Raw genomic sequence first — 1,461 nt, forward strand, 5'->3', positions numbered from 1 at the left:
CTCCTGCTGCTGGTGGTGATGGCCGCTGTGGTGGCGCTGGCGATGGTGATCGTCATTGCCGCCGCGGTGCTGACCGTGACCGCCGGCCTCACGCTGGTCGGCCTGGAGCGCACCCTGTCCGCTGCTGCCCTGTGGCGGCCGAAGAACCGGGCGGAGGTCGCCCGGTGACGACCTACGCGGAGCCCACTGAGGCCACCGAGCAGGAGCTGGCGTCCTACGCGATCGCGTCTGCCCAGGCGGATGCCCTGCGGATGGACGCGGAGGCGGACGCCGAGGCCAAGCGCATCCGCGCGCAGGGCGAGGCCGATGCCGCGCGCACCAAGGCGGTGGAGGAGGCCCGGAAGCAGGCCATCGCCAACGACAAGGCGGAGCTGGCCGCCCGGCGCCAGCGTGCCGAGCAGGAAGCGAAGATCGCTAAGGCAGAGCAGGAGCGCGAGGCGATCGAGCGCGAGACCCGGCAGCGGCGCGAGGCTGATCGGGCCGAGCAGGCGTCCGAGGAGCAGGCCGCGCAGTCGGTGGCCGCGGCTGATGGCCGGTGGCGCAAGGTCGCGATGGCGTTCTACGGCTTGTGCGGGGCGGTGGCCCTGCCGGTGCAGATGGCGGCGTTCTGGGACGAGCAGCGCCCGTACCTGCTGCTGGCTCCGGTGCTGATCGAGGTGTCGGCGCTGGTGGTCCTGATCGGCGCGTCTGCCGCTGTTACGGCCGGGCGGGCGCACTGGCACTACCGGCTGATCGCCTGGGGCTGCGCGTTCACCGCGGCCGGCATCAACCTCAAGCACGGGATGGCCGAGTTCGACACGGCCACCGCGATCGGCACTGCGCTGGCGTCGATCGCCGGCCCCGGGGTGTGGGACCTGCACGAGCACGGCCGCATCGCCAAGCGCCTGGGTCGGCCGTCGTGGCGGCAGCGCCGCGCGGACGCCAAGGCCGCGAAGAAGGCCGTCGCCGAGAAGGCCGCCGCCGAGGCGAAGTCGGCTGCCGAAGCAGCGGCTGCGGCGAAGCTCGCGGAGGAGAAGGCCGCTGCGCTCGCGGTGCTGCGTCAGCAGCAGTACGCCGAGGTCTGGAAGCACGCGGTGAAGCTGGCCGCCGCACTCGGGGAGACGACCGTCACCGAGGCGATCTGGCGGCAAGCGCACATCGACATCGAGGGTGCCGAGCCGGGTGAGGACGCGGCGACGCTGCGGGTCCGGAACACGGCCGCGCGGCGCGTGCTGGCGGCCCGTTCGGAGGCCCCTGGGGAGCGGCCCATCAAGGTCACATCAGCCCAGCGTGTTCCACAAATCCCCCCGGTCTCGAACAAGGGCTCTGGGCGGGGCTCGAAGACTGGTCCGAAGGTGCGTGGTGTGCGCCGTCCCGGTGACACCGCGCCGTACTCCAAGGCGGCCCGCACGGCTGCCGCGGAGACCGCCCGAGAGGCGGCTGCGAAGTGACCGCCGCCCAGCCGTCCCCGCCGCGTTGGTG

At 73.1% G+C, this 1,461-nt stretch carries 1 protein-coding gene; it reads left to right on the plus strand.

Features of this window, described 5'->3' with window-relative positions; translation table 11 throughout:
• Positions 1-164 precede the first annotated feature (164 nt).
• A complete protein-coding gene (locus ACFWYM_RS44940) occupies positions 165-1,430 on the plus strand; it encodes a hypothetical protein (RefSeq protein WP_384851362.1) in 1,266 nt (421 codons plus the stop codon).
• The last annotated feature ends 31 nt before the right edge of the window (positions 1,431-1,461 follow it).

The organism is Streptomyces sp. NPDC059009, assembly GCF_042740175.1.
GTDB lineage: Bacteria > Actinomycetota > Actinomycetes > Streptomycetales > Streptomycetaceae > Streptomyces.